This window comes from Bacillus paranthracis (genome assembly GCF_024296885.1).
Taxonomy (GTDB): domain Bacteria; phylum Bacillota; class Bacilli; order Bacillales; family Bacillaceae_G; genus Bacillus_A; species Bacillus_A paranthracis.
This window is the reverse complement of record NZ_CP101135.1, coordinates 4,150,515-4,175,940: the sequence shown is the minus strand read 5'-3', so window position 1 is coordinate 4,175,940 and position 25,426 is coordinate 4,150,515. Positions and strand designations below refer to the sequence as shown.

Here is a 25,426-nt window from a genome sequence, read left to right as displayed (position 1 = left end):
TTAGAGTTTTTCTATATTAAGGAGTATCTAAATGAATAAAAAATGGACAATTATAGATGCATTGCGCCATTCAAGACATGATTGGCTCAATCGTATGCAGATGGTGAAAGGAAACCTTTCCCTTGGAAAAGTGGAAGAAATTCATAGTCTCATCGATCGTTTTGTCCAAGAAGCGAGACAAGAATCCAATCTGATGGGGCTATCAATGCCTTTATTTTCAGAGTGGATTTTAACATATAATTGGAAACAGCAGCCGTGCTTATTGGAGTACGAAGTATTAGGGAATTTACATAACTTATCTCACTTAGATGAGACTGTATGTACATGGACGAATCAATTTTTCTCAATGCTTCAGCATAGTTTAGACGTATATGTTGAAAATTATGTTTGTATCACAATTGAATGTGACGCGGAGAATGCTCGTTTCTTTTTTGATTTTCGTGGTAAGCTAACGAGTGTAGAAGAACTACAGAATTGGCTTGCGAACCAAAACAATAAATGGTATTCCATTTCTTATACAGTAAGAGACGAAGAAGTCTCAGTTATATTACAACCAATTGAAAAAAGTGTGGTGAAATAATGTTTGTAGATCAGGTCAAGATATATGTAAAAGGCGGCGACGGTGGTAACGGAATGGTTGCGTATCGTCGTGAGAAGTATGTTCCAAAAGGTGGTCCAGCAGGTGGCGACGGTGGTAAAGGTGCAGATGTTGTTTTCGTTGTTGAAGAAGGCTTACGTACATTAATGGACTTCCGCTACCAACGTCATTTCAAAGCTGATCGCGGTCAGCACGGAATGAGTAAAGGTCAGCACGGCCGTAAATCTGAAGATTTAATCGTTAAAGTTCCGCCAGGAACGGTAGTAAAAGATGAAAAAACTGGTCAAATTCTTGCCGATTTAGTAACGCATGGACAAACAGCTGTAATTGCAAAAGGTGGCCGCGGTGGCCGTGGTAACTCACGTTTCGCAACAGCTACGAACCCAGCGCCAGAAATTGCTGAGAATGGGGAACCAGGTCAAGAACGTGATGTCATTCTAGAACTTAAAGTACTAGCAGACGTTGGACTTGTTGGATTCCCAAGTGTAGGTAAATCTACGTTATTATCTGTCGTATCATCAGCACGTCCGAAAATTGCAGAGTATCACTTTACAACAATCGTTCCAAACCTTGGTGTTGTTGAAACAGGTGATAACCGCAGCTTCGTTATGGCTGACCTTCCTGGACTAATTGAAGGCGCACATGCCGGCGTTGGACTTGGTCATCAATTCCTGCGTCATATTGAGCGTACACGTGTAATCGTGCATGTAATTGATATGTCTGGTTTAGAAGGCCGTGATCCATATGAAGATTACGTAACGATTAATAATGAATTAAAAGAATACAATCTTCGCTTAACGGAGCGTCCACAAGTTGTTGTTGCAAACAAAATGGATATGCCAGATGCAGAAGAAAACTTACAAGCATTTAAAGAGAAAGTGGGAGACGAAGTAAAAATCTTCCCAATCTCAGCTGTAACGAAACAAGGTGTTCGTGATTTACTATTTGAAGTAGCGAACTTATTAGAAACAACACCTGAATTCCCAATACATGAAGTTGCGGATGAGTCTGATACAAGTGTAATGTACAAACTTGAGACTGAAGGTGTTAAATTTGACATTACACGTGAAAGTGATGGCACGTTTGTTATCTCTGGTTACGATATCGAGAAAACATTCAAGATGACAGACTTCTCACGTGATGAATCTGTACGTCGTTTCGCTCGTCAAATGCGCGGAATGGGTATTGATGAAGCGCTTCGTGCACGTGGTGCAAAAGACGGAGATATTGTAAAAATTCTTGAATATGAATTTGAATTTATCGACTAAGACTGCCGAAATACGGCAGTCTTTTTTTATATCGTAAAAGTCTGATTTATACAGGAAAAAATCCCCACTAATTAAATTTTCAATTTATAATAGAAAAAGAAGTAGTTATATAAGAACATTTTATGGGGAGAAAGTGAAAATGTATAAAATATTAATTGTAGAAGATGATGAGAAAATCGCGGGGATATTAGAGGAACATTTAGAAAGGTATGGCTATCAGTCATTTAGAGCAAGTGATTTACGACATATAAAAGAGGAGTTTGTAAAAGTAAATCCACATCTCGTGTTACTTGATATTAATTTACCGTATTTTGATGGTTTCTATTGGTGTCGTCAAATCCGCAATGTATCGAATGCACCCATTATTTTTGTTTCTGCAAGAACGGGGGAAATGGATCAAGTAATGGCAATTGAAAATGGCGGAGATGATTACATTACGAAGCCATTCCATTTAGACATTGTAATGGCTAAGGTGAAAAGTGCACTTCGTCGTGGGTATGGTGAGTATGCTTCCGCGGCAGAAAGCGATTGTTTAGGTGTAAATGGACTGTTGTTATTCCCATCTCAGCACGTTGTTGAGTGGCAAGGGCAACAAACAGAACTGACAAAAAATGAATTTTACTTATTAGAGTGTTTAATGAAACAGGCGAATCAATATGTAACGCGTGAAGAATTGTTAGAAGCTCTGTGGGATGAAGTAGCCTTTGTTGATGATAATACATTAACCGTAAATGTAAAACGTGTAAGGAAGAAACTAGAGGAGCTAGGCATTAAAAATGCAATTGTAACGAAACGTGGATATGGTTATGCGCTTCTTACAGAGTGGGGAGAAGGGCATGAAGGTTAAAAGTTACCTCATGGACCGCTTTTCTTTAATTCTTTCTTACATTGTTAGTCTCTGTTTATTTGGGCTCGTTTTGCAGTTGCAAAGTCTTTTAGAAAAGCGATCTATTGATTGGAATACGTGGTTATACGGACTTTTATTAGGAACAGTTGTTTTTACTGTATATCTCATTTACGATTACCGAAAACGGAGTGTGTTTTTAAAGAGGATCGAAAAGTATGTTACTGGCGGAAATACATTACATGATTCATTACTTATTGATACTTCTTATACGGCAGAGCAAGAGATGATCGTTGAATCGTTTACGCTGTTAAGACAGCAATATATGAATGAAGTTCATAAACAGCATGCGAAAGAACAACAGCAAATGATATTTATGAATCAATGGATTCATCAAATGAAAACACCGGTATCTGTTATTGAGTTACTATTACAGAAGTTTGGTAAAGAGCATCGTGAAGCAAGAGTAACAGTTGAAAGTATTCGTGAAGAAAATAATCGTATACTAAATGGTTTAGATTTAGCGTTACATATGGCAAGGTTAGAGCAGTTTGCGAAAGACTATAAAGTAGAAGTAGTAAATGTGATAGATATTATTAGAGGTATTATTAATGAAAATAGAAAGTCTTTCATTCAATCGTCTGTATTTCCGAAAGTGATGTTTGAGGAAGATACTTGTATGGTTGCCTCTGATAGAAAATGGCTCAGTATTGCTATAGGTCAAATCGTTGTAAATGCAATTAAGTATACGAAAATTTCAGAAGCAGAGAAAAAGGAAATTCAATTTCAAATTGAAGAGAAAGATCAAAAGGTGTTATTACATATTAAGGACAATGGAATCGGCATTCCAGAGCAAGATGTAAAGCGTATATTTGATCCATTCTTTACGGGGGTAAATGGCCGTAAAACGAGAGAAGCGACTGGAATGGGTTTATATATTACGAAGGAAATTTGCGATAATTTACATCACGGTATGTATGTGCAATCGGCTGAAGGAGAAGGGACAACATTCACGTTCCAATTTGCAAAAGATGAAGAATATCATACATTAATGAGAAAAATGACAAAACTGTAAGATAACAAAACGTTTTGTAAGGGAAATCACTCGTTTCTTTTTCTTATTTTTCTTATAGTAAATGTAAGAAGAAAACACATAGGGGGATTAGAAATGAGTGTTCTTGAAGTAAAAGGATTAACGAAGGTGTACCAATCAAAAGGTTCAGTAGCGACGACTGCTTTAAACGATATAAATTTTAAAATAGAAGAAGGCGAATTTGTAGGGATTATGGGTCCTTCAGGGAGCGGGAAAACAACGCTTTTAAATTTATTAGCAACAATTGATAAGCAAACTTCAGGTCATGTGCTTGTAAATGGGGAAGAAATTAATCAAATGCGTGCTGCAAAATTAGCGGAGTTTCGCCGTACACATTTAGGATTCATTTTCCAAGATTTTAACTTACTTGATACGTTATCGATTAAAGAAAATATCATTTTACCACTTGTAATGGCGAAGAAATCTGTAAATGAAATCGATGCAAAAGTGCTTGAGATTGCAAAGTTTTTAAATATCGAGGGCATTTTAAATAAAAAGGTATATGAAGTATCAGGTGGCCAACAACAACGTGCAGCAGCTGCGAGAGCGATCATTCATGAACCGACGCTAATTTTAGCAGATGAGCCAACTGGAAACTTAGATTCTAAGTCGGCAAAATCATTAATGAGCGCGTTGCAAGATTTGCATGAACAAAAGAAAGTAACAATTGCAATGGTAACGCATGATCCAGTAGCGGCGAGTTATTGCGAACGTATTCTTTTCATACGTGATGGAGAGATTTTCTCAGAAATACATAAGGGAAGAACGAAACAAGCCTTTTTCCAAGAAATTCTGGACGTACTTGCGATGCTAGGAGGGGAATATCATGAACTTTCGCCAGCTCGCGCTTAATAATGTAAAAGGAAATTGGCGTAACTATAAAGCGTTTCTTATAAGTAGTTGTTTATCGATTGTCGTATTTTTCATGTATGCTTCTTTTATTTATCATCCAGATGTCGTAAGCGGTAATATTAGTATGAGAAAGATGATCACAAAAGGATTAGAATCGATGAATTATATTGTGGTCATCTTCTCGGCACTCTTTATTTTATATGCAAATTCAACGTTTTTACGAGCAAGAAAAAAAGAGTTTGGTCTACTAACATTAATAGGCGGAACGAAATCGCAGCTCGGCCGAATGATTATATTAGAGCAACTGATGTTAGGTAGTATTGCAATTGTAGTTGGTATTGGGGTCGGAATGCTTTGCTCAAAACTATTTTTCCAAGCACTGAGTGTATTACTAAAAATTGATAAAACACTACCGCTCGTATGGAATAGTAAAGCAGTTCTTATTACAGCTGGTGTGTACTTTATTCTCTTTTTAATCCTATCATTGTTTAGTGTTTGGACAGTAGGGCGCTTGCAAATTATTGATTTATTAAGAGAAGCAAGAAAACAAAAAGTAGAGCCTTTTGCATTTACATGGTTATGCATAGTTGGTATAGGATGTATTATTGCTGCATATGTTCTTTGTTTCCAAGTAACCATTATGAATTTTATTATATATTTCTTACCAATTGTAGGATTGACCATTGGCGGAACGTATTTACTATTTACACAAGGAAGTACAGTTGTATTAAAAGCATTGCAAAAACGAAAACAATCTTTTTATACATACCCAAATATGTTCGTACTTAGCAATCTTATTTATAAAATGAAGGATAATGCTCGTTTTTTATTTGTAATTTCTATCATTACGGCGGTAGTATCTTCAGCAGTAGGTACACTGTACGTATATTTTGAAAATATGAGTGCGAAAACGATAGAGCTTACGCCACATGCTATTTCATATGAGGAAAAGGGATTAAATACGCATAGCCTTATTAATGAAGAAAAAGTACAAGAGATTGTAAAAAGAAATGGGTTTGAAGATGCACGAAAAGTAACCTATGTAAAACTACCTGCAACACAGAAAATAATGTTGTTTAACAGTGAACGTGAAGTACCAATGGCGATTATTTCAGAAAAAGAATATAACGCGGAAGTGCGTAAACAAAAGAAAGAGCAAATTACAGAGGTTCATAATGCACCAGGTAGCGCGACGATGGTTATGGTTGATGCAGCAAATGAACTTATGAAAATAGATCGTACGAAACCGTATGAATTTAAGATTAACGGACAAAAGCAGTCTGTTCAATTAAACGAGCCAACGTCATATTCTGTTTTTAACGATAGCGAATATCTTATTGTGAATGATCAAGACTTTGAGAAATATGCAAAGCTTGTACCAGATGAAGAAAAGACGAAATATTATGGTTATTATATTGAAGATTGGAAAAGTACCGAAGATCTTGTGCTAGATTTGAAAAAGGAAATTGCACCAGAAAAGCAAGGGGAATTGAGAAATTCAGTGTTTGCGTATAAGGCTATAAGAGAAGGTGGTGCAATTACAATGTTCATCGGTTTCTTCGTAGCTGTACTATTCTTCTTCTTCGCTTGTAGTATGACATACTTTAAATGGTTTAACGATAAAGAACAAGATCGTATTCAATTTAAATCGTTAAAGAGAATCGGTATGACAGATAAAGAAATTCGTAAAATTGCAATTCGACAAATGGGCGTTATCTTCTTTATCCCAATTGTAATTGGTGCCATTCATAGTGGATTTGCTCTTCATACGTTAGGAAAAATGCTTTATCTCGATTTATGGAAATCAGGTGCGCTTGTAATTGGAGCATACATTTTAGCTTCTGCGATTTACTTTATGATCGCGCAAAGAGGATATTTAAAACACGTAAAAAGCTAGGGGAACCTCTAGCTTTTTGCCTATGTAGTAAGTTACAGGAGGACGATAGATGAACATTCGGCAACTAGCGCTGCAAAATATAAAAGGAAATTGGCGTAATTATAAAGTGTTTTTCTTAAGTAGTTGCTTTGCAATATTTGCGTCTTTTGCATACATGTCTGTTATTGTACATCCGTATATGCAAGAGACACTGTGGTATCAAAACGTACGCTGGGGACTTGTTATATGTAATGTTATTATCATTTCTTTTTTCGTCATATTTATTTTGTACTCCACTTCTATTTTCATAGAGGCACGTAAGAAAGAATTAGGATTATATATGTTAATGGGAGCAACGAAATCTAACGTAATTAGTGTAATTATGACCGAGCAAATGTTGATCGGGGTATTTGCTAATATTTTTGGTATTGGGCTTGGCATGATTTTTTTAAAGCTCTTCTTTATGGTGTTTAGTATGTTACTGGGGCTTCCGAAAGAACTCCCTGTCATATTTGACTTGAGAGCAATTGGGGGAACATTTATTGCGTATATGGTCGTATTTATTGTCTTATCATTTATAAGTGCTTTACGTATATGGAATATAAAAATCATTCGGTTATTGAAAGAATTTCGAGCAGATAAAAAAGAGAAGAAAGCATCAATGTGGCTTTGTATATTCGGATTTATTTGTTTAGGTATAGGATATGCGTTAGCGTTACAAGCGACCATACTAACGATAGCGGTCTACTTTTTCCCTGTGTCTATACTTGTCTCTTTCGGAACGTATTTTTCTTTTACACACGGCACTGCTCAAATATTAGAAATAATAAAACGAAATAAAAAGATTATGTATACATATCCGTATGTATTTATAGTGAATCAATTGTCACATCGAATGAAGGAAAATGGTCGCTTTTTCTTTATGCTTTCTATGGCAACGACATTTGTAGTTACAGCAACAGGTACGGTGTTCTTATATTTTTCTAGCATGCAAGATATGTGGCGAGATGGGGGCGCACACTCATTTTCATACATAGAAAAAGGTGTTTCTACCCATGAAGTCTTTGAGGAAGGTACGGTTGAACAATTACTGCATCAATATGGATATGATGATTTTCAATTTATGAGTTTTGTTGGAGTGTATGCATCTTTTCAGTCCAACAAGGGAGAAGCAGAAGTAGCGCCGCTCATTAAAGAAAGTGAATACAATCAGGAGGCAAGAAAACAAAAACAGAAAACGTATCATCCTAAAAAAGGAACTGTTACACTTGTTTTTTATAATAAATACAATCGTTCGAATATATATAATCAAAAAGAGATTCAATTACAAGTAATGAATCAAACGTATCCATTCGTATTTAACGGTCAGAAAGAAGGGGTGCAATTTAACTATCATCTTGCGCACATTAACGGTCTGTTTTTCGTCATGAATGATGAAGATTTTGACAGAATAGCAAATAAGGTTCCGGATTCTGAAAAAATGATGTATAGAGGATATACATTACCAAATATCGAAAATACGAAAAAATTAAATGAAGCTTTACGGAAACATATAAAACAAGATGATAATAACGCATTTCGAAGTAATATGGAGTTATATGTGAATATGAAAGAGTTCGGCGATATTACTCTATTTGTAGGCTCATTCATTAGTATATTATTCTTTCTTACTTCATGTAGTATCGTATATTTTAAATGGTTTCATAATATTTCATCGGATAGAAAGCAGTACGAAGCGCTATCTAAGCTTGGAATGACGAAAGAAGAAGTGTGGAAGATTTCTCGCTGGCAATTGTGTATGCTATTTTTTGCGCCTATTATAGTCGGGAGTATGCATAGTGCGGTTGCGTTATATACATTTCATAATACAATCTTTATGGATGGTTCATTACGAAAAGTAGGCTTGTTTATTCTATTTTATATTGTTGCATGCATCGTTTATTTCTTTTTTGCTCAAAGAGAATATAGGAAACATTTAGACTAGCAAATGCTAGTCTTTTTTTAATATTCGAAATTTACATAGAAGAATATAAAAAAGTATGGTATAACAGTAAGAAAACGAAAAAGAGGGGAAAAGACGATGATTCGAGTAGGATATTTAGGACCAGAAGCAACATTTACAAATATGGCGGTGAGTCGTTTTTTTCCGGAAGCAGAGCATGTATCGTATCGAACGATTCCAGACTGTATGGATGCAGCTGCAAATGGAAATGTAGATTATGCAGTGGTACCATTGGAAAACGCCATAGAAGGTTCAGTGAATATAACGGTTGATTATCTTGTACATGAGCAACCACTTTCTATTGTAGGAGAAATTACAGTGCCCATTCAGCAACATTTACTTGTACATCCGCAGTATGCAGAAGTGTGGGAAGAAGTATATGCAGTGCATTCTCATCCACACGCTATTGCACAATGTCATAAGTTTTTAAATGAAGAATTAAAAGGAATAACTGCCCGAGATATGACATCAACAAGTGCTGCTGCGCAATATGTAAAAGAACATCCTGAAGAAAAAATTGCTGCCATTGCAAATGAAGCAGCTGCAGAGAAATACGGATTAACGATTGTAAGGCGAAGCATTCATACACATAAAAATAATCATACACGTTTCCTAGTGCTCCATAAGAAAAAGAAAGCAATACTCTCAAATAATGGAGAAAACCGCGGAGAGAAAACGACGCTTATGATAACGTTACCTGCTGATTATGCAGGAGCACTATATCAAGTGTTATCAGCTTTCGCATGGAGAAAACTAAACTTATCAAAAATCGAATCGCGTCCGATGAAAACAGGACTTGGAAATTACTTTTTCTTAATCGATGTCGACAAAGCATACGATGACGTATTATTGCCAGGCGTAACGATGGAACTTGAAGCACTCGGTTTTTCTGTGACGGTGCTGGGGAGTTATTCTTCTTATTGGTTATAAGGGGGAGTTAGGTTATACCGTGTGATAGATTAATAAAATCCCACCTATAGATGGTGGGATTCTTTATTTTAACTTCGCAAGACGCTCTTCTAATTGACCACGCCAAACGTCAGCTAGTTCTGGAACAGCAAGAATCTTTTCGATGCCATCTCTATCTTTTCTATTATGAAAATAAATTTCGTTAGAGAACAAGACAGAAACATTACCCGGTTGACGTTCTAGTAATTTGATTTTTGAATCTTTACGTACAGTACCTTCCTGAAGAACGCGGCATAGGTAGCCAGTAAATCCAGTTGCTACAATGCGCGGCAGTATGCCAGGAATACCGAGGCGTTTTGAAATCGTACTACAAGGTACTCTTGCTTGTGTCACCTGAATGATTGCTTCACCTAATTTGTATGTATCTCCGATGCAAACATCACGCTCTAACATATTTGTTACGGTAATGTTTTCGCCAAATGCAGAAGCGGGGAGTGTTGTTTGGAATTCTTCTTTCCATAGTGCGTAATGCTCGTGTGGATACACGCAAACGGCGCGATCAGGTCCCCCATGGTGTTTTAAATCCGCTACGTCATCACCAAGGAAGCCATCTTTTGAGAGAAAAGCTTCTTCTGTAGAATCTTTACATATACCTGTTATCATTTCTTTATCTTCGCCATATTTCATTTGTTTCGGTTTGCCAATGCTAAAGTGAACGAGTTCAATTCTCATATTTGATCTCCTTTACAATTGATTACAATATTATAGCATTAAAAAAGCACAGAGAATTATAAAAACTCTGTGCTTTACATTAATAAACGAGAAATCCTGCTTTATCTAAAGCCTCGCAAGCAGCATCTAATTTTTCTTTTGAATCTGCCTCAATAGTATGTAAGTGAATACCGTCTGTTAATTGCGATAGATAGGAAGCATTTGTGTTTTCGATTTTTTGTAAATATTGCTCTACATCAAAGCGATTGCTTACCATGATAGATGCTGTTAAGTCACCGTATACAGGATGCTCAACTTTTACATCTTTAATTGTAACGCCGTGGTCAACAAGCATTGTAAGTTCTTGACGTACTTCTGCTGGCTTATGTTGGCATACAATTACGCGTTCGAAAGCTTGCTGTTTTTCTTGTGGTTTTAAATATAAATAGCCTTGAGCAGTCGCAATGATCGGTTCGTTTCGTGCTTTAAGCAAGGAAATATCTTGCACGATAACTTGTCTACTTACGTTTGTCTTTTTCGATAGTTCATTCCCCGATAACGGTTCATTTGCAGCGAGAAGCCACTGAAGGATAAGCTGTCGTCTTTCTTCACCTAAAATCTTTTTTTGTTCATTTTGTTTCATTATGATTTAACACCTCTATAAAATTGATTTCCAATTGTGTGTAGTGCATGAATAGTAGTATCAATTTGATCTTTCGTTGTTTGTTGTCCGAAAGAGAAGCGGACATATTGTTTTGCCTCTTCATACGTTTTTCCAATTGCAAGCATTGTTTTCGAAGGTTCTTGTTTACCAACTTGGCAAGCACTTCCGGTAGAAATGGCAATACCATGGCGATTACATTCTAGCATTGTATATTGGCCTTCTATTCCTTTTATTGTAACCCCAATAATATGTGGTAAACAAGAAGTAGAATGACCTTCTACTTCAATTTTTAGTGGAAGTGTTCGTATTTGCTCTAAAAAGTAAGATCGTAACCCTTTAAAACGTAAACTTTCTTCTTGTTGATTTTTTAATATATTCTCAGCAGCTGTTAAAAAAGCTGCGATGCCAGGAACGTTCACTGTACCTGGACGAAATCCTTTTTCGTGAGAAGTCCCCGGAAATATTTGTGTCCAGCGAACTTGCGGATTGATATAGCAAGCGCCAACACCCTTCGGTCCGTATATCTTATGTGCTGAAACAGAAAGACTATCAATCCCCATCTCAAAAACATGGATAGGAAGTTTACCAAAGGTTTGTACACAATCTGAATGAAATAAAACGTTATATTTTTTTAAAAGTGCCCCAATCTCTGCGATATTTTGAACGGTTCCGATTTCAGAGTTTCCGTGCTGTATACTTGCTAGAACAGTATCTTCTGTAATAGCTTCTTCTAAATCTATTAAACGAATGAGTCCATTTTTATCAACAGGAATTTCAGTAATTGTATACCCTTTTGATTGTAAGGATTGAAAATAACTTCGAATGGATGCATGTTCCATAGGTGTCGTAATAATATGCTTCTTATTTTGGGCATTGAGAAGGGACTGAATCGCAAGGTAGTTCGATTCTGATCCACCGCTCGTGAAGAATATCCCTTGTTCCTTTCCGCCAATCATTTCGGCAAATGTTTTTCTACAAACTTGTAGTAAAGAAGAGGCCGTTCCTCCAATATCGTGTAAACTTTGTTCATTTCCGAAGTATTGCGATGCTGCTTTCGTATATGTTTGTAATGCTTCCGCGCTCATAGGTGTAGTAGCTGCATAATCAAGATATATCATCATGTAAGTTCCTCTCTCTAGTAAGAGTTACATTTCTTTTATTTTTTTAAATGGTAGTGAAAATAAGAATTATAAAAAAACTCTTGTCATTATTTTAAAACTATGTAAATATAGGTGTCAAGACAGTTGAAAAGTGTAAAGTAGGAGGCAACAATTATGCCAAGTGCAGATGTCTTAATTATTGGAAGTGGCGTTGCGGCACTTCGTGTTGCAAAAGAGATTTGTCACGAAAAGAATGTGATTATTATCACAAAGGAAACAAATCGTAATAATAATACATATTTAGCGCAAGGTGGAATTGCCGCAGCCGTAGCTACATATGACAATCCAAATGATCATTTTGAAGATACGTTAGTAGCAGGATGTCATTATAACAATGAAGATGCGGTTCGTTATTTAGTTGAAGAAGGGCCGAAAGAAATGAATCATCTCATTGAAAGTGGAATGAAATTTGATGGAGATGAAACGGGTCCTCACCTTGGAAAAGAAGGTGCACATCGAAAACGCCGCATTTTACATGCAGGTGGCGATGCGACAGGAAAGAATTTATTAGAGCATTTCATTCAAGAAGTAGTTCCGCATGTTACGGTAGTGGAACAGGAAATGGTGCTTGATTTTATTATAGAAAACGAAAAATGTGCTGGAGTTTTAACGCGAGATAGTGAAGGGAAGTTGAAGCGTTATGATGCAGATTATACGGTGTTAGCTTCAGGGGGGATTGGCGGTCTATATGCCTTTACTTCTAATGACAAAACAATTACGGGTGATGGACTTGCAATGGTGTACCGCGCAGGTGGGGAGCTCGTAGATTTAGAGTTTGTACAATTCCATCCAACGATGTTATACGCGAGCGAGCGATGTTGCGGTCTCGTCTCTGAAGCAGTCCGCGGTGAAGGAGCTGTCCTTATAAACGGAAAAGGGCAGCGTTTTATGATGGATATACATCCAGATCATGATCTCGCACCGCGTGATGTAGTGGCAAGGGCGATTCATGAACAGCTTTTGTCGGGTGAAAAAGTGTATTTGAATATCGAGTCTATTCAAAATTTCGAAGAACGTTTTCCAACTGTATCAGCATTGTGTAAAAAGAATGGTGTTGATATTACTAAAAAACGCATTCCAGTCGTACCCGGTGCTCATTTTCATATGGGTGGCGTGAAAACAAACATTGATGGGGAGACGTCTATTCCAAATTTATATGCAGTCGGTGAAGTAGCTTGTAATGGGGTTCATGGAGCAAATAGATTAGCGAGTAATTCATTATTAGAAGGTCTTGTGTTTGGAAAAAGAATAGGACAGCATCTTTTAACGAAAGCGACAAAAGACAGATTGAACAACTTTGCTGAGAAGGAAAAGAAGTTTATCGTTCTGAATCATTTGCCGACGAAAGAAGAAATACAAGAATGCATGATGAAATATGTTGGGATTGTGCGAACAGAGCAAAGTTTATCTTATGCAAAGAGATGGCTTAGTAAGTACGGTGTCCGAAATATGATATTACAACATGATGTTCTTACAAATGAAGAGATAACGCTTATGAATATGTTAACAGTTTGTGAGCTTATCGTCGTATCAGCTTTGCAAAGAGAAGAAAGCATTGGTGGCCATTATCGAAGTGATTATCCACATAGAAATAGCGTAAAAAAAGAGATCATTCGAGTGAAAAGAAAACTACAACTTGTGTAATGAGGGGAAGAGGGGCTTTATGAATACAATAAAAGTTAAAGAAGCATTAAATCGATTTTTTCTAGAAGATATAGGAGAAAGAGATGTAACATCTCAGCTTATTTTTCCAGATAATTTACTTTCAAAAGGAACGTTTCTTGCAAAGGATACAGGAGTCTTTGCGGGACGTTTAGTCATTGAAGAAGGGTTTAAATTAATTAATGAGAGAATTAAAGTGGAGCTTCATAAAAAAGATGGAGATCTTGTAGAAAAAGGCGAAATAATTGCAACTGTCCAAGGACCAATCGCATCGTTATTAACGGCAGAGCGCGTTATATTAAACGTTATCCAGCGTATGAGCGGGATAGCGACAATGACATACGAGGCTGTTCGTGCCTTAGATAGCAGCCATACACGTATTTGTGATACGCGAAAAACGATGCCAGGGCTACGTATGTTTGATAAGTATGCAGTCGTGTGCGGAGGCGGATTTAATCACCGTTTCGGCCTATATGACGGTGTCATGATCAAAGATAATCATATTGCTTTTGCTGGTTCTATTACGAAAGCTGTTACATCAGTGAAAGAAAAGTTAGGACATATGGTGAAAGTAGAAGTGGAAACAGAAACAGAGGAGCAAGTGAGGGAAGCTGTAGCTGCTGGTGCAGATATTATTATGTTTGATAACCGTACGCCAGATGAGATTCGAGAGTTTTCAAAGATTGTACCAAGTGCCATTGTTACAGAAGCTTCAGGAGGTATTACCATTGAAGATTTATCGAAATACGGAAAAACAGGGGTAGATTATATTTCACTTGGAGCATTAACACATTCAGTGAAAGCACTTGATATTAGTTTCAATATTGAGGCGTAAGGAAAGTGGCTTAGAGGGGGAGAAAGAAATATGAGTATTTTAGAAAAAGTGCAACCAATTGAAACGATGTTACCAGAGCGTTATTACACGATGTCAACAGAAAACATGGAAAAGCGGGTTCGTGAAATTAAAGAAAAAATGGGGGGGAAACTATTTATTCCAGGCCATCATTACCAAAAAGATGAAGTGGTACAATTTTCTGATGCAGCAGGAGATTCACTTCAGCTTGCGCAAGTTGCAGCGAGCAATAAAGAGGCGAAATATATTGTATTTTGCGGTGTACACTTTATGGCAGAAACAGCAGATATGTTAACGACAGATGATCAAATTGTTATTTTGCCAGATATGCGTGCAGGTTGTTCGATGGCAGATATGGCAGATATTGAACAAACAGAAAGAGCATGGAAAGAGCTCATGAAATTATTTGGAGATACGATGATTCCGTTAACGTATGTAAACTCTACGGCTGCAATTAAAGCATTTTGCGGTCGTAATGGCGGAGCAACAGTAACTTCTTCTAATGCAAAACAAATGGTATCTTGGGCGTTTACACAAAAAGAGCGTCTCGTCTTTTTACCAGATCAACATTTAGGAAGAAATACAGCGTATGATTTAGGTATCCCGTTAGATAAAATGGCAGTATGGGATCCGCATACTGATTCATTAGAGTACGATGGAGATATAGAAGAAATTCAAGTGATTTTATGGAAAGGGCATTGTTCAGTCCATCAAAACTTTACAGTGAAAAATATAGAGAATGTACGAAAAAATCATCCGGACATGAATATTATTGTACATCCGGAATGTTGCTATGAAGTTGTAGCTGCTTCGGATTATGCAGGTTCAACGAAATACATTATTGATATGATTGAATCGGCCCCATCTGGAAGTAAATGGGCGATTGGTACAGAAATGAATTTAGTTAATCGCATTATTCAACAACATCCAGATAAAGAAATTGTTTCACTTAACCCCTTTATGTGTCCATGTTTAACGATGAACCGAATTGATTTGCCACACTTATTATGGGCGCTTGAAACGATAGAAAGAGGAGAAGAAATTAACGTTATTAGCGTAGATAAACAAGTGACCGAAGAAGCGGTTCTTGCATTAAATCGTATGTTAGAGCGTGTATGAAGCAGCGGGATTCCGGTGCTTTTTTTCATACACATAATCATAACGAGAACGAAATGGGCATACATTGTTTTGAAGAAATCATTGCGATTTTTTTATGCTTATTCCACTTCAAATGATATTGAAAATCGAAGAAGTGATGAAAGTGAAAAGAAGTTAACGTTATGTAGAAAGAGTTACTTCATGAGATTTGTTACTTATAGATAAGTTATACAGGAGGGGGAAAATTTGAAAATTCATATCGTGCAAAAAGGGGATACCCTTTGGAAAATTGCGAAAAAGTACGGAGTGGATTTTGATACGCTGAAAAAAACAAATACACAACTTAGTAATCCAGATTTAATCATGCCAGGTATGAAAATTAAAGTACCATCAAACAGCGTTCACGTGAAACAACATGCTGGTGCAGGCTCAGCACCTCCAAAACAATACGTAAAAGAAGTACAACAAAAAGAATTTGCAGCAACGCCAACGCCGCTTGGAATAGAAGATGAAGAAGAAGTTACGTATCAATCAGCGCCAATTACGCAGCAGCCTGCTATGCAACAAACGCAAAAAGAAGTGCAAGTAAAACCGCAGAAGGAAATGCAAGTGAAACCACAAAAAGAAGTACAGGTAAAACCACAGAAGGAAATGCAAGTGAAACCGCAAAAAGAAGTACAGGTAAAGCCTCAGAAAGAAGTGCAAAAAGAAAAGCCAATTCAAATAGAAAAACCAGTTGAAAAACCGTCTGTTATTCAAAAGCCACCTGTTATAGAAAAACAAAAACCAGCAGAGAAAGAAAATACGAAGTTTTCGGTCAATGTGTTACCACAGCCACCGCAACCACCAATAAAAGCGAAAAAAGAATATAAAATTTCAGATGTAATTAAAAAAGGAAGCGAGTTAATTGCTCCTCAAATTACTAAAATGAAACCTAATAACATCATTTCTCCACAAACGAAAAAAGATAATATAGTGTCACCGCAAGTAAAGAAAGAAAATGTAGGAAACATAGTGTCACCACAAGTGAAGAAAGAGAATGTAGGAAACATAGTGTCACCACAAGTGAAGAAAGAGAATGTAGGGAATATAGTGTCACCACAAATAAAGAAAGAAAATATAGGAAACATAGTGTCACCGCAAGTGAAGAAAGAAAATATAGGAAACATAGTATCACCACAAGTAAAGAAAGAAAATGTAGGAAATATAGTGTCACCAAATGTATCGAAAGAAAATGTAGTGATTCCGCAAGTAATACCGCTAAATATTCAAGTGCCAAACATCATGCCAATGTTGGATAACAATCAGCCACCAAATATAATGCCAATTATGGATAATAATCAGCCACCAAATATAATGCCAATTATGGATAACAATCAGCCACCAAACATCATGCCAATCATGGATAATAATCAGCCACCAAACATCATGCCAATCATGGATAACAATCAACCACCAAACATCATGCCAATCATGGATAACAATCAACCACCAAATATGATGCCAATTATGGATAATAATCAAATACCAAATATGATGCCAATTATGGATAACAATCAAATGCCAAACATGATGCCAATTATGGATAACAATCAAATGCCGAACATGATGCCAATTATGGATAACAATCAAATGCCAAACATGATGCCAATTATGGATAACAATCAAATGCCAAACATGATGCCGATTATGGATAATAATCAACCACCGAATATGATGCCATATCAAATGCCGTACCAACAGCCTATGATGCCGCCGAATCCGTATTATCAACAACAAAATCCATATCAAATGCCATATCAGCAAGGAGCACCGTTTGGACCGCAATATACGTCTATGCCAAATCCAAATATGATGCCGACAGATAATAATATGCCGCCGCTCGTGCAAGGAGAGGAAGATTGTGGATGCGGAGGAGAGAGTAGGCTATATAGTCCGCAACCTGGAGGGCCACAATACGCGAATCCTTTATATTATCAACCAACTCAATCAGCATATGCACCACAGCCAGGAACGATGTATTATCAACCAGATCCACCAAATGTATTTGGGGAGCCAGTTTCAGAAGAAGAGGATGAAGAAGTTTAAAAAAGGTGGGATGATTCCCACCTTTTTTGTATGTAGATTCGTTCTGGAAACGGAAGATTTACACCAAATGTTAGAAAATCCCCAGTGAAATATTAACAGTGTAAAAACCTTCTCTGTTACTCATCATAAGAGGGAGCTTTTCAGAAGAGAAGTTCATTCTAACAGAGGGGGTTTTTGTATTGAATACGAAAGTAAAAGTGATTGCTGCTTCTTTGTTAGTTACTAGTGCATTAGCTGCATGTGGTACACCAAAAAACAATGCAATGGATGGACGTAACTACAATTACGAGCGTACATCTTATAATGATACACACCAGTATCGTGATAATGTGACGCGTAACGATCGTTATACAGACTATGTAACATATAGAAATGGTCGTAACGATACAGGATATAACTATTACCGTGATGTAAATTACAACGGTCAAATTGCTAATCCGCATCCAACACGTAATATTACAATGAACAATTCATACATTAACAATGATGGTAAAACTGCAGAAAGAATTACAAATCGTGTGAAACGTATGAATAACGTAGACCGTGTGTCTACAGTTGTATATGGAAACGATGTGGCGATTGCGGTAAAACCACGTAACACAGTGACAAATGAAACGGCAATGGCGAACGAAATTCGTCAAGCGGTTTCAAATGAAGTAGGAAACAGAAACGTATATGTTTCTGTAAGAAATGATATGTTTACTCGTGTCGATGCAATGAGTACACGCTTACGTAACGGTACAGTTACAAACGATTTTAATCGTGACATAGTAAATATGTTCCGAGATATTCGTTACGGTTTAACTGGTACAGTGCGATAGCAAAATAAAAGAGGAAGGGTAGCCCTTCCTCTTTATTCATCGTCATCTTGTAAACGACGTTTTTTAATAAAATAACTAATGGAATAAGAACCTAAAAAGCAAATGAAGAGAATGCCACCTGTTAAAATAGCTTCAAAGAGAGGTCTTTCTGGACTGAATATGATATAAATAATAGCCATAACGATTCCTACAATAAGAGAGCGTAAAACAAGTTTGTAATAAGGAGTTAACTTTATTTCTTTTTCGCCTTCTTCTACATCGATTGAAACACTTAACTGTAAATAACTAAGCACAATACTCGTAATTATAAATAATAGCCATAATGGTGATTTCGTAATTTGATTTATTCCTTCAGTGAATCCGATATAGCCTAAAATGCCAATTATACCAAGTGATTGAAAAAGAAAAGCAATTCGAATGTTTTTTAACGTTTGCAGAATAAGACGTTCATCCCTAATTTTTTTCATAATATCCATCTCCTGTTTATTATGATTTTGCTGTCATATTGATTGTAACATATATATTGCATTTATCAATTTATAATTTACATATAATTCATTTGGATGAAAGAGGAAATAAAATATTTTTATAAACATGTTGCACTTATACTTTATTAATGTTATATTAGCAAAGCGATGAGCTAATTTACGTAAGACGAGAGATATGCTTAAGTGCTAAACACGCGAATGTGGTCGCCTGGTCTCTCGCCGTAAACGCATCAAGACGCCTGCTTTGCAGGCGTCTTTCATTTTATATGAATGTATTGGGAAGAATGGAGAAATCCAATCTTCCTTTTTTATTTGAATAAAAGTTGGAAAATAAAGTTATTTACAAGTGTATATGAAAGAGTTACTATTTAATGGTAATATATTACATGTTTTTTATATATAAAAGGTTAGGATGAATGGGATATGGAGAATTTTGAATGTAGAAATACAGAAGTTGTATTAGAGAAATTTCAGGTCGTAACACCTATATTTCAGGCGTTGGGAGATGAGAATCGTCAACAAATTATTATGTTGTTGTTAGAAAGCAAACAGATGAATGTAACGCAAATAACAGATAAAATGGAAATTTCTAGACCAGCTGTTTCGCATCATTTGAAAATTTTAAGACAAGCAGAACTAATTGTATCGGATCGACATGGAAAAGAAATTTTTTATTCTATAATAGCTGGAGAGTTTTTAAAACAGGTGAAGGATTTACTTCAAGCAATAGAGTCAAATTATTAATTTTTTTAACTAATATGTAAACAAGTTTAAACTTTTAAACTTGTTTACATGAAAGGGGTAATAAAAATGAACAGAATAAATCGTATGTATGTAATGATGTTATTTGTTCCTTTGTTTTGGGGTGGATCTTTTGCAACAGCAGAGCATGTTATTACTGAAATTCCACCGATTACAGCGGCAACAATTCGTTTTGGTTTAGCGGGTTGTATTTTAATAGGCATAGTTTTTATGAAATCTGAGTGGAATACAAGTTTGTTATTAAAGAATTGGAAAGGGCTGTTATTTGTATCATTAACAGGTATTTTTGGCTACAATGTTTTTTTCTTTATGGGACTTAACTATACTTCCACTTTGAATGGCTCGCTTATTATTGCTACAATGCCCGTTTTTGTAACCTTAGGAGCAATATTATTTTTTAAAGAGTCTTGGAGTATAAAAGTCGGAATAAGTTTAATGTTGTCTCTTATCGGTGTAATAGTTGTTATTACGAGCGGTTCAATAAATACACTTATGTCTTTGTCATTTAATAAGGGCGATCTTTTATTTATAGCTGCTTTAATCTGTGGGGTGTTATATAGCTTAACAGGAAAAAAAGTTATGAGTGGTGTCTCCCCTTTATTAACTACAATGAGTATGACGGTATTGGGTACTGGGTTTTTAGCAGGCCTTTCTTTATATGAAGATGGATGGGGAAAGGTTGGGACGTTTTCTTTACAGGGATGGATAGAAATGTTGTATATGGTCATATGCGGGACGTTAATTGGATATATCGTGTTTAATAAAGGAGTAGAAGAGTTAGGTGCAAGCAAAGCGAGTATGTATTTAAATCTAACTCCTATTGTAGCTACTTGTATATCAGTTGTCCTATATGGAGCAGCTGTTACGTGGCAACAGATAGTTGGAATGGCAATCGTATTAATTGGAGTCTATATAGCGACGGTACAATCCAATAAAGATATAAAAAAGCTTTCAAGTAATCAATATGTTTCGAAATAGGTAGAAATCATTGGACTCTATAAGTCTTAATGAGAGTAATCTATGAATTAGGGATAAAACCCCCATTTCCGGAAAAACTACTAATGAAAGTATGATTTTGCCTAAAAGAGGTGAACGGAAATGAAATGGATACTGATTGCGATGCAAGCTTTCGTTATGATGTTTTGTTTCGTTTATGGAACGAATGCGAAGGCGGAAGGGCCAGTACCAGAAGTAACAGAGAAAGACCCTCAAGTTACAATTTTATTAGAGCGAATGTATGTTGATGGAGAAGTAAGTGAGGAAATCTTTACAGAAAAAGTAGCAGACTTAGAAAAGTTTTTACAGCAGTATAAAGAATGGCAGCTCGTTGATCGTGATGATGTACAAATCGTATTACAAAAGAAAGTTGACGATATTTCTCCGTTGTTAAAAACGAGCGGTTATTTTGGCGTGTCAGAGGAAGGGATATTACAAATTTTTAAAGGTGTACCGAAAAGCGATAATGCGATTCATTCCTTCTTTCAAATTGATATGAAAAAGCTTGAGAGTTATGAGCGTGCGAAATTGAAACGTGGTATTCGTATTAAATCAAAAGAAGGTTTTGTGAAGACGATTGAAAAAATGAAACAATATGCAGTGCAAAATAAGAAAAAAGCAGCTCATGGTGAGCTGCTTTTTTTCTTATTTATTTTTATCTAAAATTTGTTTTGCGATTTCATCGATTAGCATATCTTTTCCGATTGGATTGAAAGCTTTCGTATTGAAGATTTCGTTTGATACTTCATATACGTGATTGTTTTTTACAGCTTTATTGTCTTTCCAGACGGCACTGTTTTTGTAGTCTTCGTAAACTTTATCAGCTTCGCCGCCAAAGTTTACTATAAACATTTGATCAGGTTGGAATGCAACAAGACCTTCTAGCGATACTTGCGCCATCGTTTGTTTTAAATCTGTGCCTTTTGTTGCTGGAAGTTTTAAGTCGTTAAAGATGATGTCACCGTACCCGAAGCTACCGTATACACGGAAGTTTTGTGGTGTAACTGCGATGAACATAAAGCTCTCATCTTTTGTTTTCTCTTTAATCTTTTTAGATAAAGAGTCGGCTTTTTTATCGTAGTCTGCAATCCATTTGTCGGCTTTCTTTTCTTCGTCAAATAGTTTACCTACTTCTTTAAACTTACCGCGCCAGTCTTCTAAGTTTGTTTCTAGAACAACTGTCGGTGCTACTTTTTCTAGTTGATCATAAATTTTTAATTGACGATTGTTCAAAATAATTAAGTCTGGTTTTAAAGCAGTAACAGCTTCTAAATCAACTTTAGGTGCCCAATACCAACCTACTGCTTTTACTCCGTCTAGCTTTTCTGTCAAATGCTTTTGGATTTTATCTTTATATGTATTTGCTGTACCAACAGGTTTGTGTCCAAGAAGTAATAATTCTTCTGTTGAACCAGATAAATCAACAATTCTCTTTGGATTTACTGGAATTGTAGCTTCCCCTTTAGCGTGTTTTACAACTTTTGTTTTCGGTTGTTCTTTTGCTTTTGATTCTTCTTTTTGAGAAGAACAGCCAACGATAGAAAGAACAACTAGCATAATAGTAAATAAAATAAATAGCTTACGTTTCATCCTGATGTAACCCTTTTAATTAATATTGATAATCATTATCGACCTCTGTATATTAATGTGCTTTAACCTTTCTGTCAATGAAAATAACAGAAGTTTCAAATAGAGAACATTTGTTGGGGCAGTCTCGCTTTTCTATCATTAAATATGTTAAAATGGAATACATGATTTAAGAGGGAGAGATTGTATTTTGTTTGAATATGTTACAGGTTACGTGGAGTATGTAGGACCGGAATATGTCGTAATTGATCATAATGGAATTGGTTATCAAATTTTCACACCGAATCCGTATGTATTTCAAAGAAGTAAGCAAGAAATCCGTGTCTATACATATCATTATGTGAGAGAAGATATTATGGCGCTTTACGGGTTTAAAACACGTGAAGAGCGTTTATTATTTACAAAGTTGTTAGGTGTGTCTGGTATTGGACCAAAAGGCGCTCTTGCAATATTAGCTTCTGGTCAAACAGGACAGGTCGTTCAAGCGATTGAACATGAGGACGAGAAGTTTTTAGTGAAGTTCCCGGGCGTAGGAAAGAAAACAGCGCGCCAAATGATTTTAGATTTAAAAGGAAAACTAGCAGACGTTGTACCAGATGCATTTGTTGATTTATTCTCAGACGAAGAACGTTTTGATGAGAAGAAAGGTTCGTCAGCTGAGCTTGATGAGGCGCTGGAAGCTCTGCGCGCACTTGGATACGCGGAACGAGAAGTTTCTCGCGTTGTACCAGAGTTATTAAAAGAATCATTAACGACGGATCAGTATATTAAAAAGGCACTTAGTCTTTTACTAAATGGTAAGAGGTGAGTATAATGGACGAACGTCTCCTTTCAGGGGAATCTGCATATGAAGATGCGGATTTAGAATATTCATTACGGCCACAGACGCTCCGTCAGTATATTGGCCAAGATAAAGCGAAACATAATTTAGAAGTGTTTATTGAAGCGGCGAAAATGCGTGAAGAAACGTTAGATCACGTGCTTTTATATGGACCACCAGGACTTGGTAAAACGACGCTTGCAAATATTATTGCCAATGAAATGGGCGTAAATGTTAGAACAACTTCAGGTCCAGCAATCGAAAGGCCAGGAGATTTAGCAGCTGTATTAACATCGCTTCAACCAGGGGATGTATTATTTATTGATGAAATTCATCGTTTGCATAGATCAATTGAAGAAGTACTATATCCTGCGATGGAAGATTTTTGCCTTGATATTGTAATTGGAAAAGGACCGTCAGCAAGGTCTGTACGTTTAGATTTACCGCCATTTACATTAGTTGGAGCAACGACGCGTGCGGGAGCATTATCAGCGCCATTACGTGACCGTTTCGGTGTACTTTCAAGATTAGAGTATTACACAGTAGATCAGCTTTCTGCGATTGTTGAACGTACAGCAGAAGTATTCGAAGTTGAAATTGACTCGTTAGCCGCACTAGAAATTGCAAGACGTGCTCGTGGTACACCTCGTATTGCGAATCGTTTATTACGACGTGTGCGAGATTTCGCACAAGTTCGTGGTAACGGAACGGTTACGATGGAAATTACACAAATGGCATTAGAATTGCTGCAAGTAGATAAATTAGGTCTAGATCATATTGACCATAAATTATTGCTTGGTATTATTGAGAAGTTCCGTGGTGGTCCAGTTGGATTAGAAACGGTTTCGGCAACGATTGGAGAAGAATCTCATACGATTGAAGATGTGTATGAGCCGTATTTATTACAAATTGGCTTTTTACAACGAACGCCAAGGGGTCGAATTGTAACGCCACTTGCATATGAGCATTTCGGAATGGAGATGCCAAAAGTATGACGGAGATGCCAAAATTGCTTATTACAGCAGGGATCTTACTTATCGTTGTTGGCTTAGCTTGGAAGTTCATTGGAAGACTTCCGGGCGATATTTTTGTGAAAAAAGGAAACGTTACCTTTTATTTTCCTATCATTACATGTATTGTGTTAAGTATTGTATTATCTTTTATTATGTATATAATAAATCGATTCAAATAAGAAATAGGTGGATATAGTTATGGATATTAATCTGTTTGATTTTCATTTACCAGAAGAACTTATTGCACAAGTCCCATTAGAAGAGCGTGAAACATCAAGATTAATGGTGTTAGACCGTGAAACAGGCGATATTGAGCATAAACATTTTACGGACATTCTTTCTTACTTACATGAGGGGGATTGCTTAGTTTTAAATGAAACGAAAGTAATGCCTGCTCGTCTGCATGGTGTGAAAGAAGATACAGGCGCACACATTGAAGTACTTCTTTTAAAACAAGAAGAAGGCGATAAGTGGGAGACGCTTGTTAAGCCAGCGAAACGTGTAAAAGAAGGAACTGTTATCTCTTTTGGCGAAGGAAAATTAAAAGCAACTTGCACAGGAACTGCAGATCAAGGTGGACGTCAGCTTGAATTTTCATATGACGGCATCTTCTATGAAATTTTAGATGAACTTGGAGAAATGCCACTTCCTCCATATATTAAAGAGACGCTAGAAGATCGCGATCGCTATCAAACAGTATATGCGAAAGAAATCGGTTCAGCAGCAGCGCCGACTGCAGGACTTCATTTTACAGAAGAGTTACTGGAGAAGTTAAAACAAAAAGGCGTTGAGTTAGCATTTATTACACTTCACGTAGGGCTTGGAACATTTAGACCAGTTTCTGCTGATACGATTGAAGAACACCATATGCACGCAGAATATTACCATATGTCTGAAGAGACGGCGGCATTATTAAACCGTGTAAAAGAGAATGGTGGACGTATTATTACGGTAGGTACGACTTCAACTCGTACGTTAGAAACAATTGCGACAGATCATGACGGCAAGCTTTGTGCTGCTTCTGGTTGGACAGACATTTTTATGTACCCAGGTTACGAATTTAAAGCAATTGATGGTTTAATTACAAACTTCCATTTACCGAAGTCAACATTAATTATGCTTGTAAGTGCATTTGCAAACAGAGATAATGTACTTCATGCTTATAATGAAGCAGTAAAAGAAAAATATCGTTTCTTTAGCTTTGGTGATGCAATGTTCGTTGCCTCTCACGCTAAAATGGGAAACAAATAAAAGGAGTAAA

At 36.5% G+C, this 25,426-nt stretch carries 24 protein-coding genes and 1 pseudogene; 20 read left to right on the top strand and 5 right to left on the bottom strand.

All coding sequences use genetic code 11. From position 1 onward, the window contains the following. The first annotated feature begins 31 nt into the window (after window positions 1-31). From NLJ82_RS21600 to pheA, 8 genes are all read left to right on the top strand, one after another. Window positions 32-580 carry a sporulation initiation phosphotransferase B gene (locus NLJ82_RS21600; RefSeq protein WP_001037006.1) on the top strand — a complete coding sequence of 183 codons (549 nt, stop codon included), beginning with the start codon at window positions 32-34 and terminating at the stop codon, window positions 578-580. Beyond that, window positions 580-1,866: a GTPase ObgE gene (obgE, locus tag NLJ82_RS21595; protein WP_000497125.1), complete on the top strand. Its 1,287-nt coding sequence runs from the start codon at window positions 580-582 to the stop codon at window positions 1,864-1,866. The genes NLJ82_RS21600 and obgE overlap by 1 nt, the downstream gene beginning before the upstream one ends. 139 nt (window positions 1,867-2,005) lie before the next feature. Then, a complete protein-coding gene (locus NLJ82_RS21590; protein WP_000276722.1) occupies window positions 2,006-2,713 on the top strand; it encodes a response regulator transcription factor in 708 nt (235 codons plus the stop codon). Further along, complete coding sequence (locus tag NLJ82_RS21585; RefSeq protein WP_000865484.1) at window positions 2,703-3,785, top strand: HAMP domain-containing histidine kinase; 1,083 nt, start codon at window positions 2,703-2,705, stop codon at window positions 3,783-3,785. Before NLJ82_RS21590 ends, NLJ82_RS21585 begins: the two co-directional genes overlap by 11 nt. 93 nt (window positions 3,786-3,878) lie before the next feature. Beyond that, window positions 3,879-4,655, top strand: coding sequence for an ABC transporter ATP-binding protein (locus NLJ82_RS21580; RefSeq protein ID WP_000114533.1), 777 nt, complete (start codon window positions 3,879-3,881; stop codon window positions 4,653-4,655). Continuing rightward, complete coding sequence (locus tag NLJ82_RS21575; protein ID WP_001011419.1) at window positions 4,630-6,552, top strand: ABC transporter permease; 1,923 nt, start codon at window positions 4,630-4,632, stop codon at window positions 6,550-6,552. The genes NLJ82_RS21580 and NLJ82_RS21575 overlap by 26 nt, the downstream gene beginning before the upstream one ends. Window positions 6,553-6,601: 49 nt before the next feature. Beyond that, window positions 6,602-8,515, top strand: coding sequence for an ABC transporter permease (locus NLJ82_RS21570; protein WP_001026324.1), 1,914 nt, complete (start codon window positions 6,602-6,604; stop codon window positions 8,513-8,515). 96 nt (window positions 8,516-8,611) lie between these two features. After that, window positions 8,612-9,463 (top strand): prephenate dehydratase, encoded by an 852-nt coding sequence (gene pheA, locus NLJ82_RS21565; RefSeq protein WP_000621734.1) that lies wholly within the window; start codon window positions 8,612-8,614, stop codon window positions 9,461-9,463. 63 nt (window positions 9,464-9,526) lie between these two features. Here the strand turns inward: pheA and NLJ82_RS21560 are convergent, their stop codons facing one another. From NLJ82_RS21560 to NLJ82_RS21550, 3 genes are all read right to left on the bottom strand, one after another. Continuing rightward, window positions 9,527-10,174: an MOSC domain-containing protein gene (locus NLJ82_RS21560; protein WP_001217663.1), complete on the bottom strand. Its 648-nt coding sequence runs from the start codon at window positions 10,172-10,174 to the stop codon at window positions 9,527-9,529. A 79-nt stretch (window positions 10,175-10,253) separates the two neighbouring features. After that, window positions 10,254-10,796, bottom strand: a complete 543-nt coding sequence (locus NLJ82_RS21555) for a transcription repressor NadR (protein ID WP_000812272.1) — start codon at window positions 10,794-10,796, stop codon at window positions 10,254-10,256. Next, on the bottom strand, window positions 10,796-11,938 hold the full coding sequence (locus NLJ82_RS21550) for an IscS subfamily cysteine desulfurase (RefSeq protein ID WP_000973746.1): 1,143 nt from the start codon (window positions 11,936-11,938) through the stop codon (window positions 10,796-10,798). The genes NLJ82_RS21555 and NLJ82_RS21550 overlap by 1 nt, the downstream gene beginning before the upstream one ends. Window positions 11,939-12,091: 153 nt before the next feature. Here NLJ82_RS21550 and nadB point away from each other — a divergent pair, with 153 nt between their 5' ends. The 5 genes and pseudogenes from nadB (at window position 12,092) to NLJ82_RS21525 (ending at window position 18,499) form a co-directional block, all read left to right on the top strand. Next, entirely contained in the window at window positions 12,092-13,621 is a 1,530-nt protein-coding gene (gene nadB, locus NLJ82_RS21545; protein ID WP_001138549.1) for an L-aspartate oxidase, read from the top strand. A gap of 19 nt (window positions 13,622-13,640) precedes the next feature. Further along, window positions 13,641-14,474, top strand: a complete 834-nt coding sequence (nadC, locus tag NLJ82_RS21540) for a carboxylating nicotinate-nucleotide diphosphorylase (RefSeq protein ID WP_001092221.1) — start codon at window positions 13,641-13,643, stop codon at window positions 14,472-14,474. Window positions 14,475-14,504: 30 nt separating this feature from the next. Then, complete coding sequence (gene nadA / locus NLJ82_RS21535) at window positions 14,505-15,611, top strand: quinolinate synthase NadA (RefSeq protein ID WP_000025317.1); 1,107 nt, start codon at window positions 14,505-14,507, stop codon at window positions 15,609-15,611. A gap of 225 nt (window positions 15,612-15,836) precedes the next feature. Then, window positions 15,837-15,993, top strand: a pseudogene (safA, locus tag NLJ82_RS28935) (SafA/ExsA family spore coat assembly protein); the annotation flags it as partial. Window positions 15,994-17,857: 1,864 nt separating this feature from the next. After that, window positions 17,858-18,499, top strand: a complete 642-nt coding sequence (locus NLJ82_RS21525; RefSeq protein ID WP_001093544.1) for a YhcN/YlaJ family sporulation lipoprotein — start codon at window positions 17,858-17,860, stop codon at window positions 18,497-18,499. A 32-nt stretch (window positions 18,500-18,531) separates the two neighbouring features. On the opposite strand, the gene NLJ82_RS21520 is transcribed toward NLJ82_RS21525, so the two are convergent. Then, on the bottom strand, window positions 18,532-18,966 hold the full coding sequence (locus NLJ82_RS21520; protein ID WP_000723783.1) for a hypothetical protein: 435 nt from the start codon (window positions 18,964-18,966) through the stop codon (window positions 18,532-18,534). A 444-nt stretch (window positions 18,967-19,410) separates the two neighbouring features. Between NLJ82_RS21520 and NLJ82_RS21515 the strand changes: the two genes are divergently transcribed. The 3 genes from NLJ82_RS21515 (at window position 19,411) to NLJ82_RS21505 (ending at window position 21,408) form a co-directional block, all read left to right on the top strand. Next, window positions 19,411-19,731: an ArsR/SmtB family transcription factor gene (locus tag NLJ82_RS21515; protein ID WP_000426923.1), complete on the top strand. Its 321-nt coding sequence runs from the start codon at window positions 19,411-19,413 to the stop codon at window positions 19,729-19,731. Between the two features lie 66 nt (window positions 19,732-19,797). Further along, a complete protein-coding gene (locus tag NLJ82_RS21510) occupies window positions 19,798-20,727 on the top strand; it encodes a DMT family transporter (RefSeq protein WP_001079934.1) in 930 nt (309 codons plus the stop codon). A gap of 120 nt (window positions 20,728-20,847) precedes the next feature. Further along, on the top strand, window positions 20,848-21,408 hold the full coding sequence (locus NLJ82_RS21505) for a BofC C-terminal domain-containing protein (protein ID WP_000871179.1): 561 nt from the start codon (window positions 20,848-20,850) through the stop codon (window positions 21,406-21,408). On the opposite strand, the gene NLJ82_RS21500 is transcribed toward NLJ82_RS21505, so the two are convergent. Next, window positions 21,391-22,335 (bottom strand): iron-hydroxamate ABC transporter substrate-binding protein, encoded by a 945-nt coding sequence (locus tag NLJ82_RS21500; RefSeq protein WP_000823600.1) that lies wholly within the window; start codon window positions 22,333-22,335, stop codon window positions 21,391-21,393. The two genes, NLJ82_RS21505 and NLJ82_RS21500, sit on opposite strands and share 18 nt — an antisense overlap. Before the next feature lie 187 nt (window positions 22,336-22,522). Here NLJ82_RS21500 and ruvA point away from each other — a divergent pair, with 187 nt between their 5' ends. The 4 genes from ruvA to queA are packed head-to-tail and all read left to right on the top strand — an operon-like array spanning window position 22,523 to window position 25,416. After that, a complete protein-coding gene (gene ruvA / locus NLJ82_RS21495) occupies window positions 22,523-23,140 on the top strand; it encodes a Holliday junction DNA helicase RuvA (RefSeq protein WP_000464508.1) in 618 nt (205 codons plus the stop codon). A 5-nt stretch (window positions 23,141-23,145) separates the two neighbouring features. Next, on the top strand, window positions 23,146-24,147 hold the full coding sequence (ruvB, locus tag NLJ82_RS21490; RefSeq protein WP_000344456.1) for a Holliday junction branch migration DNA helicase RuvB: 1,002 nt from the start codon (window positions 23,146-23,148) through the stop codon (window positions 24,145-24,147). Next, window positions 24,144-24,344 (top strand): DUF2905 domain-containing protein, encoded by a 201-nt coding sequence (locus NLJ82_RS21485; protein WP_000138162.1) that lies wholly within the window; start codon window positions 24,144-24,146, stop codon window positions 24,342-24,344. The genes ruvB and NLJ82_RS21485 overlap by 4 nt, the downstream gene beginning before the upstream one ends. Before the next feature lie 19 nt (window positions 24,345-24,363). Further along, entirely contained in the window at window positions 24,364-25,416 is a 1,053-nt protein-coding gene (gene queA / locus NLJ82_RS21480) for a tRNA preQ1(34) S-adenosylmethionine ribosyltransferase-isomerase QueA (protein ID WP_000354028.1), read from the top strand. The last annotated feature ends 10 nt before the right edge of the window (window positions 25,417-25,426 follow it).

Excerpts from the sequence above, each read along its gene's own strand:
- NLJ82_RS21485 (WP_000138162.1), top strand. The coding sequence starts at position 24,144 with ATGACGGAGATGCCAAAATTGCTTATTACAGCAGGGATCTTACTTATC.
- NLJ82_RS21570 (WP_001026324.1), top strand. The coding sequence starts at position 6,602 with ATGAACATTCGGCAACTAGCGCTGCAAAATATAAAAGGAAATTGGCGT.
- NLJ82_RS21580 (WP_000114533.1), top strand. The coding sequence starts at position 3,879 with ATGAGTGTTCTTGAAGTAAAAGGATTAACGAAGGTGTACCAATCAAAA.
- NLJ82_RS21550 (WP_000973746.1), bottom strand. The coding sequence starts at position 11,938 with ATGATGATATATCTTGATTATGCAGCTACTACACCTATGAGCGCGGAA.
- NLJ82_RS21590 (WP_000276722.1), top strand. The coding sequence starts at position 2,006 with ATGTATAAAATATTAATTGTAGAAGATGATGAGAAAATCGCGGGGATA.
- obgE (WP_000497125.1), top strand. The coding sequence starts at position 580 with ATGTTTGTAGATCAGGTCAAGATATATGTAAAAGGCGGCGACGGTGGT.
- pheA (WP_000621734.1), top strand. The coding sequence starts at position 8,612 with ATGATTCGAGTAGGATATTTAGGACCAGAAGCAACATTTACAAATATG.
- NLJ82_RS21575 (WP_001011419.1), top strand. The coding sequence starts at position 4,630 with ATGAACTTTCGCCAGCTCGCGCTTAATAATGTAAAAGGAAATTGGCGT.
- nadA (WP_000025317.1), top strand. The coding sequence starts at position 14,505 with ATGAGTATTTTAGAAAAAGTGCAACCAATTGAAACGATGTTACCAGAG.
- NLJ82_RS21500 (WP_000823600.1), bottom strand. The coding sequence starts at position 22,335 with ATGAAACGTAAGCTATTTATTTTATTTACTATTATGCTAGTTGTTCTT.
- ruvB (WP_000344456.1), top strand. The coding sequence starts at position 23,146 with ATGGACGAACGTCTCCTTTCAGGGGAATCTGCATATGAAGATGCGGAT.
- NLJ82_RS21515 (WP_000426923.1), top strand. The coding sequence starts at position 19,411 with ATGGAGAATTTTGAATGTAGAAATACAGAAGTTGTATTAGAGAAATTT.
- nadC (WP_001092221.1), top strand. The coding sequence starts at position 13,641 with ATGAATACAATAAAAGTTAAAGAAGCATTAAATCGATTTTTTCTAGAA.
- NLJ82_RS21560 (WP_001217663.1), bottom strand. The coding sequence starts at position 10,174 with ATGAGAATTGAACTCGTTCACTTTAGCATTGGCAAACCGAAACAAATG.
- NLJ82_RS21505 (WP_000871179.1), top strand. The coding sequence starts at position 20,848 with ATGAAATGGATACTGATTGCGATGCAAGCTTTCGTTATGATGTTTTGT.
- NLJ82_RS21600 (WP_001037006.1), top strand. The coding sequence starts at position 32 with ATGAATAAAAAATGGACAATTATAGATGCATTGCGCCATTCAAGACAT.
- NLJ82_RS21520 (WP_000723783.1), bottom strand. The coding sequence starts at position 18,966 with ATGAAAAAAATTAGGGATGAACGTCTTATTCTGCAAACGTTAAAAAAC.
- NLJ82_RS21555 (WP_000812272.1), bottom strand. The coding sequence starts at position 10,796 with ATGAAACAAAATGAACAAAAAAAGATTTTAGGTGAAGAAAGACGACAG.
- nadB (WP_001138549.1), top strand. The coding sequence starts at position 12,092 with ATGCCAAGTGCAGATGTCTTAATTATTGGAAGTGGCGTTGCGGCACTT.
- NLJ82_RS21585 (WP_000865484.1), top strand. The coding sequence starts at position 2,703 with ATGAAGGTTAAAAGTTACCTCATGGACCGCTTTTCTTTAATTCTTTCT.
- NLJ82_RS21510 (WP_001079934.1), top strand. The coding sequence starts at position 19,798 with ATGAACAGAATAAATCGTATGTATGTAATGATGTTATTTGTTCCTTTG.
- queA (WP_000354028.1), top strand. The coding sequence starts at position 24,364 with ATGGATATTAATCTGTTTGATTTTCATTTACCAGAAGAACTTATTGCA.